The sequence below is a fragment of the Phenylobacterium sp. genome, from assembly GCF_028290885.1.
Classification (GTDB): domain Bacteria; phylum Pseudomonadota; class Alphaproteobacteria; order Caulobacterales; family Caulobacteraceae; genus Phenylobacterium.
In genome coordinates, this window is record NZ_JAQGIZ010000241.1 from 1 (window position 1) to 7,107 (window position 7,107).

9 protein-coding genes are annotated in these 7,107 nt (G+C 70.9%); 6 read left to right on the forward strand and 3 right to left on the reverse strand.

Going from position 1 to position 7,107, the window contains the following annotated elements:
• Positions 1–927: heat-inducible transcriptional repressor HrcA (gene hrcA, locus JWP28_RS15930; RefSeq protein ID WP_299544429.1), on the reverse strand; the 927-nt coding region annotated here is incomplete at its 3' end.
• 113 nt (positions 928–1,040) lie between these two features.
• Between hrcA and rph the strand changes: the two genes are divergently transcribed.
• Complete coding sequence (gene rph, locus JWP28_RS15935) at positions 1,041–1,757, forward strand: ribonuclease PH (protein WP_299544430.1); 717 nt, start codon at positions 1,041–1,043, stop codon at positions 1,755–1,757.
• 317 nt (positions 1,758–2,074) lie between these two features.
• On the opposite strand, the gene JWP28_RS15940 is transcribed toward rph, so the two are convergent.
• Both JWP28_RS15940 and JWP28_RS15945 read right to left on the reverse strand, forming a co-directional pair.
• Positions 2,075–2,317 carry a helix-turn-helix transcriptional regulator gene (locus JWP28_RS15940; RefSeq protein WP_299544432.1) on the reverse strand — a complete coding sequence of 81 codons (243 nt, stop codon included), beginning with the start codon at positions 2,315–2,317 and terminating at the stop codon, positions 2,075–2,077.
• Positions 2,318–2,333: 16 nt separating this feature from the next.
• The gene (locus tag JWP28_RS15945) at positions 2,334–2,858 is read right to left on the reverse strand and encodes a DUF2975 domain-containing protein (protein WP_299544433.1); all 525 of its coding nucleotides are present in this window, start codon (positions 2,856–2,858) and stop codon (positions 2,334–2,336) included.
• A gap of 403 nt (positions 2,859–3,261) precedes the next feature.
• On the opposite strand from JWP28_RS15945, the gene rdgB reads away from it, so the two are divergent.
• From rdgB to JWP28_RS15970, 5 genes are all read left to right on the forward strand, one after another.
• Positions 3,262–3,864, forward strand: coding sequence for an RdgB/HAM1 family non-canonical purine NTP pyrophosphatase (gene rdgB / locus JWP28_RS15950; protein WP_299544434.1), 603 nt, complete (start codon positions 3,262–3,264; stop codon positions 3,862–3,864).
• Positions 3,861–5,003, forward strand: a complete 1,143-nt coding sequence (gene hemW / locus JWP28_RS15955) for a radical SAM family heme chaperone HemW (RefSeq protein WP_299544436.1) — start codon at positions 3,861–3,863, stop codon at positions 5,001–5,003. The genes rdgB and hemW overlap by 4 nt, the downstream gene beginning before the upstream one ends.
• Positions 5,004–5,179: 176 nt before the next feature.
• Positions 5,180–6,049 carry a 16S rRNA (cytidine(1402)-2'-O)-methyltransferase gene (rsmI, locus tag JWP28_RS15960; RefSeq protein WP_299544437.1) on the forward strand — a complete coding sequence of 290 codons (870 nt, stop codon included), beginning with the start codon at positions 5,180–5,182 and terminating at the stop codon, positions 6,047–6,049.
• Positions 6,046–6,420 carry a YraN family protein gene (locus tag JWP28_RS15965; protein ID WP_299544439.1) on the forward strand — a complete coding sequence of 125 codons (375 nt, stop codon included), beginning with the start codon at positions 6,046–6,048 and terminating at the stop codon, positions 6,418–6,420. Before rsmI ends, JWP28_RS15965 begins: the two co-directional genes overlap by 4 nt.
• Positions 6,421–6,438: 18 nt before the next feature.
• The coding region (locus JWP28_RS15970; protein WP_299544440.1) for a transglutaminase family protein at positions 6,439–7,107 on the forward strand (669 nt) is incomplete at its 3' end.

Consider the following 7,107-nt stretch of genomic DNA (forward strand, 5'->3'; position numbering starts at 1 on the left):
GACAGCGGAACCCGAAAGCGAGAACAGCCGGGTTTCCGCGCCGATGAAGATGCGCACGCCGGCGCCCTCGCGCACCCCGTCCAGCAGCTGGATCAGCTGCTCCTTCTGCTCCAGGTCTTCGAACAGCGAGCGGACCCGCTCGAGGTCCTCTGCGGCGCCGGCCTCCTCCAGAAGATTGGCCCGGCCGCGGACGATCAACGCGCGGTCCTCCGCCTCGCCGCCGCCCCAGGCCGCCAGCCCGTCCTCCACCAGCCGCGCGGCGGTGGCGTCGAGTTCGCGCCGGGCCTGGTCGAGGTCGGCGCGCAGGTCGACCTTGGCCTCGCTCAGCGTGCGGCCGCGCAGGCGCGCGTTGAGGAAGTTGGAGGCCTCGGTGAGCGCCGAGGGGGTGACCCCGGCCGGCGGGCGGATCAGCCGGTTCTCCACCGTGCCGTCGGCGAAGACCATGATCGCCAGCGTCCGCTCGACGCCCAGCGAGACGAACTCCACATGCTTGACGCCCGCGTCGCGGTTCGGGGTGACCACCACGCCCGCCCCGCCCGCCAGGCCGGAGAGGATGGCGCTGGCCTCGTTGAGCGCGTCCTCGAAGTTGCGCCCGTGGGCGTGCAGCCTAGCCTCGATGGAGCGCCGCTCCTCCTCGCCGACGTCGCCCACTTCCAGCAGGCCGTCGACGAACAGGCGCAGGCCCGCGTGGGTGGGCAGGCGGCCGGCGCTGACGTGCGGCGCGCCCAGCAGGCCGAGCTGCGTCAGGTCCTGCATGGTGTTGCGGATCGAGGCCGGCGACAGCGGCAGGCCGCCTTTGGAGAGGGTGCGCGACCCCACGGGCTCGCCGGTCTCCAGATAGCTCTCCACGATGCGCCGGAAGATATCGCGCGCGCGTTCGTCGAGCTCGGCCAGGGAAGGGCCGCGGGCGAAGAGGGGGCTGCTCACTTAGTTCGTCAGGCGATGCGTCTTGCTGGCGTCCATGGACTGGACCTCGTCGATCTAGGATAAGCGCCGCCTCAGTCGGCGCAAGCCGCCCGACATCTTCAGGAGTTCCCGCCATGCGTCCGTCCGAACGCCTCGCCGACACGCTGCGGTCCGTGACCCTGGAGACCGGCGTCAACCGCTACGCGGAGGGATCGTGCCTGATCTCGTTTGGTCATACGAAGGTGCTGGTGACCGCGAGCCTGGAAGAGGGGGTGCCGGGCTTCCTGCGCGGCAAGGGCCAGGGCTGGGTCACCGCCGAGTACGGCATGCTGCCGCGCGCGACCCATACGCGGGGCCGCCGCGAGGCGGCGCAGGGCAAGCAGTCGGGGCGCACCCAGGAGATCCAGCGGCTGATCGGACGCAGCCTGCGCGCCGTCGTGGACCTGAAGGCGCTGGGCGAGCGGCAGATCTCCGTCGACTGCGACGTGATCCAGGCCGACGGCGGCACCCGCACGGCCTCGGTGACCGGCGCCTGGGTGGCGTTGCGGCTGGCCACGAAATACATGCTGGACGAAGGCCTGATCACCAGCGACCCGATCCTCGACCAGGTGGCGGCGATCAGCTGCGGGGTGTTCAACGGAACCCCAGTGCTCGATCTCGAATACGAAGAGGATTCCAACGCCGAGGCGGACGCCAACTTTGTCCTGACCGGTCACGGCGACATCGTGGAGATCCAGGCCACCGGCGAGAAGCGCGGCTTCTCGGAAGCGGAGTTCGAGGCCCTGTTCGCCCTGGCGCGAAAGGGCATCGGCGAACTGATCGCCCTGCAGAAGGCGGCGACCGGCGGGTAGGAGCCCGGCCGGCCGCGCCCAATCTTGCTAAAGTCGGTCTTCGTTAGAGGCCGGCCAGCAGGTGGCGGAAGGCCGACGCGGGCATCCGCTCCAGCTCGCGGGCGAGCGGCGCGAACAGGGCGTCGAGGAAGCGTCCAAACGCAGCGATCATGAGTGACACTCCTTTTGTGCAACGCAGCATTGTGCGGCGCATATATGAGCGAAGCTTTGAGATTGCAGGGCTTCCCACTGTGACGCTGATTAGTTGCACCGCAGCGCGAAAGAGAGATGTCTACGTCGTCCTTCTCCCCCTGCGGGAGAAGGGTCCTTAATGACCGTCACTCGTCGCTGTCGTCGTCCGGGAGCTCGTCGGCGGGGCCGGGTTCGTAGAGCAGCAGGTCGCCGGGCTGGCAGTCCAGCTCGCGGCACAGCGCCGCCAGGGTGGAGAAGCGCACGGCGCGGGCTTTGCCGGTCTTCAGGATCGAGAGGTTGGCGATGGTGACGCCGACGCGGTCGGCGAGCTCGGTCAGCGACATGCGCCGTTCGAGCAGGACACGGTCGAGGTGGACCCGGATCGGCATGCGGCTCAGGCGTCCCTCAGATCGTCAGCTCGGCTTCGCGCCGAAGCCGCGCGCCCTCGCGGAACACCTCGGCCAGGACGAAGACGACGAAGACGGAGAACCAGGCCGTCAGGTTGAAGTCGGCGTCCTCCCGCTTCATGGACGGAAGCATCGGGCCGAGCCACCAGATCACGTACCGCCAGATTTCCAACGCGCCCAGCATCACGCCGATCAGGCGAAGGCGCTGGACATTGCGCGGATGGAATGGATCGCCGGCCGTCAGCGTCATGAAGATCCGCCGCAAGGCGTCGACGATCACCAATACGCCGCCAACGAAGATGCCGAAGGCCAGCAAGGCCAGGGCGAACAGCGGCCCGCGGCTCGCGACCTGGGCGACGTCGGCGCTCATCACGCCGGGGAAGATGTCGGGATTGAAGCTGAACAGGAGGGCGGCGAGCACCGCTAGCCCCACCGCGCCCAGGCCGATCCACAGGGCGGCGAAGACCACGTCGAGGATGATCTTCAGGAAGCTGGAGACCGATCCCGGTCCAAGCGCGCGCATCCAATGTCCTCCCCGGCCGCTCGCGACGCCAAAACCCGCTCGGGCTGCGCCTTTGGGGATGGCGGCAGCGGGAGCGGGTCGGACGAACCGCAAGGCTTAAAGCCTAGTGGATCGCGGCGGCGGCGGCGACTGCCAGCATCGGCGTCAGGGCGAGCGCCATGAAGATGCCCAGGGAGGCGCGGTCGAAGGCTTTCATCATCGTCGAAATCATCGTCGTATCCTTTCGTTCGATTTGCTGCAGTGCAGCGGATTTTTGGGGCGGTGTTCCGTCCCGATGTCGACAGTCAATATTCCCGCATCGATTAGCGATCAAATTAATATCGAGTAACGATATTAAACTTTCGCAATGCAACAGAGCGGGCCGGCGCTATGGTCCCTCCCCGATGAAGAAGGGGTTAAGTCCATGGCGTTGAAGCTGGAGCCTGGAACCCGGCTGGTGGTGGCGACCCACAATCCCGGCAAGGCCCGCGAGCTGGCCGAGATCCTGGAGAACCGCTTCCCTCTGGTGACCGCCGGCGAGCTCGGCCTGGCCGAGCCGGACGAGACGGAAACCAGCTTCGCCGGCAACGCGCTCTTGAAAGCGCGGGCGGCGGCCGAGGCCAGCGGCCTGGTGGCGCTCGCCGACGACTCCGGACTGTCGGTCGCGGCGCTGGACGGGGCGCCCGGCATCCATTCGGCGCGCTGGGCCGGGCCCGGCCGCGACTTCACCGTCGCCATGGCCAAGGTCGAGGAGCGGATCGAGGAGGAGGGCGGGGCCGGCGACCTCGCCGCCTGGTTCACCTGCGCACTCGCGGTCGCCTGGCCGGGCGGCCCGGCCGTCGTCGTCGAGGGCCGGGTGGACGGGAGGCTGACCTTCCCCCCGCGCGGCGACCGGGGCTTCGGCTACGATCCGATCTTCATTCCCGAGGGCGGCGGGCAGACCTTCGGCGAGATGGACCCCGCCGCGAAGGACGCCATGAGCCATCGCGCGCGGGCCTTCGCCAAGCTGAAGGCCGCGCTCTTGTGACCACTCTGGCGAAGCTGGGGGTCTACATCCACTGGCCCTATTGCGCGCGCATCTGCCCCTATTGCGACTTCAACGTGTTCAAGGACCGCAAGGGCGAGGAGCCCGCCGCGCTCGCCCGCGCCATCGTCGCCGACCTGGCGGCGCAGGCCGCGCTGACCGGCCCGCGGGAACTGGTCTCCATCTTCCTGGGCGGCGGGACGCCCTCGCTGATGGACCCGGCCTGGGCGGCGGAGATGGTGGCGGCGGCGCGGCGGCTCTGGACGCCCGCGCCGGACCTGGAGGTGACGCTGGAGGCCAATCCCACCGACGCCGAGGCCGCGCGGTTCGACGCCTTTGCCGCCGCCGGCGTGAACCGGCTGTCGCTGGGCCTGCAGTCGCTGGACGACGCGCAGCTGAGGTTCCTCGGCCGCAACCATGACGCCGCCACCGCGGTCCGCGCCGCCGAGGCGGCGACACGGGCCTTCCCGAGGCTGTCGATCGACCTGATCTACGCCCGCCCCGGGCAGACGCCGGCGAGCTGGGCGCAGGAGCTCGGCCGCGCCCTCGACCTGGGCGCCGAGCACGTCTCGCCCTACCAGCTGACCATCGAGGCCGGCACCGCCTTCGACCGCGCCGTGCGCCGCGGCCAGTTCACTCCGCCGGGCGCGGAGACCGGCGCCGAACTCTTCGACACCACTCAGGCGGTGCTGGAGGCCGCGGGGTTCGAGGCCTACGAGGTCTCCAACCACGCCCGCGGCGCCGCGGCGCGCTCACGCCACAACCTGATCTACTGGCAGGGCCAGGACTATGTGGGCGCGGGCCCCGGCGCGCACGGACGGATCACCATCGGCGGGGTGCGCGAGGCGACCTATGCGGCGGCGAGGCCCGCCGACTACATCGCCCGCGTCGCCGAGATCGGCCTCGGCTTCGCCACCCGCGAGATCCTCGACCCGCGCGAGGCCGCGCAGGAGCGCCTGCTGAGCGGCCTGCGGATCGTCGAGGGCGTGCCGTTGGCGGAGGTCGCGGCGTTGGAGATCCCACCCGGTAAGATCGCCGACCTGGTGGGATTGGGGCTGCTGGCGGACGACCCGCTGCGCCTGCGCGCGACACCGGCCGGGCGGCTGGTGCTGGACCGCCTGACGAGTGAGCTGGCGACCTAGCGTCTTCCCCCGGTACGGGGGAAGTGGCCCGACAGCCGCAGGCTGGAGGGTCGATGGGGAAGTCGAACGGCAGAAGACACTTCCCCCATTGTCGCCCGGCTTCGCCATTGGCGACATTTCCCCCGTACCGGGGGAAGGCGCTTGCGTTCTGACGACTCTCCGGCGAACCCTCCGCCATGGCCCGACGCCCTCCGCCCCCCGCCCTGGACGATGCGCCGCTGGCGCCGGGGCTGTATGTGGTGGCGACGCCGATCGGCAACCTGCGCGACATCACGCTGCGGGCGCTGGACGTGCTGGCCGCCGCCGACCTGGTGCTGGCGGAGGACACGCGTGTCGCCGGCAAGCTTCTCTCCGCCTACGGACTATCGGCGAAACTGGAGCGCTACGACGAGCACGGCGCCGAACGCACGCGGCCCCGCGCGCTCGCCGCTCTGGCCGAGGGCAAGCGGGTGGCGCTGATCTCCGACGCCGGGACGCCGCTGGTGTCCGACCCCGGCTACCGCATCGTTCGCGAAGCGGCGGCCGAGGGGTTCCCCGTCTTCCCGATCCCCGGCGCCTCGGCCCTGCTGGCCGGGCTGTCGGCTGCGGGCCTGCCCACCGACCGCTTCCTGTTCGCGGGCTTTCCGCCGCCGAAGAGCGCCGCGCGGCGCAGCTTCCTGGAGGAACTGGCGCCGATCCGCGCGACGCTGGTGTTCTTCGAGGGCGGCTCGCGGCTGGCGGCCAGCCTGGCCGACATGGCCGCCGTGCTGGGCGCACGCGAGGCTGTGGTCTGCCGTGAACTGACGAAACTCTACGAGACCATCGTGCGCGGGCCGCTGCCCGACCTGGCCGCCGACCCCCGCTTTACGGCGCCGAAGGGCGAGCTGGTCATCCTGGTCGGACCCGGCCACGCGGTCGAGGCCAGCGCCACCGACGTCGACACCGCGCTCGCCGACGCGCTGGAGCGGCTGCGGCCCGCCGAGGCGGCGGCTGAGGTGGCCAGGGCGCTGGGCCTCTCGCGGCGCGAGGTCTACCAGCGGGCGATGGCGATGAGGGCGGGCCGATGAGCAGCGTGCGGCAGGCGCGCGGCGCCGCGTCCAGACTGTCGGGCCGGCGCGCCGAGGTTTGGGCCGCGCTCTGGCTGATGGCCAAGGGCTACCGCATCCTGGGCTTTCGCCTGCGCACCCCGCAGGCGGAGATCGACCTGCTGGCCCTGCGCGGCAAGGTGCTGGCCGTGGTCGAGGTCAAGCAGCGGACCAACCTGCTGATCGCGCTCGAGACGGTGACGCTCGACCAGCGCGAGCGGCTGCGGCGCGCCGGCGCGGCGCTGGCCGCCGGTCGGCCGAGCCTGGCGGGTGCGTCGGTTCGCCTCGATCTCATAGCCCTCGCGCCGGGCAAGCTTCCTAGGCATATTCCCGACGCCTGGAAGGGCCGTTGAGGGACGAATTAAGGCACCATGAGCCGCGATGAGGCTGAAACCATCCTGCTGGACGCCGGCGGCGCGGCCGACGGAGACTTCCCGTTGCTGGAAGCCGCGATCGCGTGCGCCATCCACGAGGATCCCAGCCGCGACCCGCAGGCCGCGCGCGACCTCGGCGCGGCCGGCGTCGAACGGCTCGCCCAGCGGCTGAAGCAGGAGAGCGCCGAGGAGGCGCTGGCCGAGACCATGGCCGGTGACCTGCGCCTTGGCGGCGACCTCTTCACCTACGAGGATCCGGAGAACGCCGACATCATCGCGGTGACCGAGCGGCGCAAGGGCCTGGCCGTGGCGCTGGGGGTCTTCTACCTGCACGCCGCCCGCAGATGCCGCCTGACCCTGCAAGGCGTCGACTTCCCGGGGCACTTCCTGCTGAGGATCGAGACCGACGAGGGGCCGCTGGCGCTCGATCCGTTCTCGGAGGGCCGGGTGGTGCTGCCGTCCGAACTGACGCGGCGCGCCCTGCACGCGGGCCTGACCCCCAACGTCGCCGACCGGCTCGACCGGCTGATGGCGCCGGTGAGCGACCGCGCCGTCCTGGTGCGCCTGCAGAACAACATCTACGCCCGCGCCAGCCTCGCCCGGGACTATGAGCGCGCCGAACGCTCGGCGCTGCGCCGCGCGCTGCTCGACCCCAGCGACCACCGC

Bases quoted from the DNA above. Each gene is read 5' to 3' on its own strand.
- rph (WP_299544430.1), top strand. From the start codon at position 1,041: ATGCGTCCGTCCGAACGCCTCGCCGACACGCTGCGGTCCGTGACCCTG.
- JWP28_RS15940 (WP_299544432.1), bottom strand. From the start codon at position 2,317: ATGCCGATCCGGGTCCACCTCGACCGTGTCCTGCTCGAACGGCGCATG.
- JWP28_RS15945 (WP_299544433.1), bottom strand. From the start codon at position 2,858: ATGCGCGCGCTTGGACCGGGATCGGTCTCCAGCTTCCTGAAGATCATC.
- rdgB (WP_299544434.1), top strand. From the start codon at position 3,262: ATGGCGTTGAAGCTGGAGCCTGGAACCCGGCTGGTGGTGGCGACCCAC.
- rsmI (WP_299544437.1), top strand. From the start codon at position 5,180: ATGGCCCGACGCCCTCCGCCCCCCGCCCTGGACGATGCGCCGCTGGCG.
- JWP28_RS15965 (WP_299544439.1), top strand. From the start codon at position 6,046: ATGAGCAGCGTGCGGCAGGCGCGCGGCGCCGCGTCCAGACTGTCGGGC.